The following is a 535-nucleotide window of genomic DNA, read 5'->3' as shown; positions in this document are numbered from 1 at the left end:
TAAAATTATCTAAACCCAAAAATCTGGGATTATCAGCTCAAACTGACTTGATCATTGGTGATATTGATGGGGACGAAAGACCCGATATAGTTGGTGTTCGGGCCAGTAACGGTGAACTTTACGTTTATAAAAATATTATACAACCTGTTACCGTTACGTTATTAACTCCTTCTATAGGCAAGGTTGGGGATGATGTTGTGATTACGGGAACGAACTTTAGTACGGACAAGACCAAGGATGTGGTTTATTTTGGTGCGACGCAGGCAGTTGTTAAGAATGCATCGGCTGATGGTACAAGTTTAACGGTTACGGTTCCTTATGGAGCGAACAACCAAAATTTAACAGTTACGAATTTAGAAAGCGGGAAAACGGGCTACTCGGCTAGTCCGTTCAAACTAATTTTTCAAAATTCGAGTGGCGTTGATTTTAGGCTGCTTAAAAGTTTTCCAACCGGACTGGCTAGTGCAGGATATGTCAATGCAGGGGACTTAAATGGAGATGGTTTTGCTGATATGATTGCACTAGAACTTGTGAA

General features: G+C 40.7%; 1 protein-coding gene. It reads left to right on the top strand.

Going from position 1 to position 535, the window contains the following annotated elements; genetic code table 11:
- Positions 1-535: IPT/TIG domain-containing protein (locus HQN85_RS15660; RefSeq protein ID WP_216847311.1), on the top strand; the 535-nt coding region annotated here is incomplete at both ends.

This window comes from Pedobacter boryungensis, from assembly GCF_013204825.1.
Lineage (GTDB): Bacteria > Bacteroidota > Bacteroidia > Sphingobacteriales > Sphingobacteriaceae > Pedobacter > Pedobacter boryungensis.
This window is presented reverse-complemented; position numbering and strand designations above follow the sequence as displayed.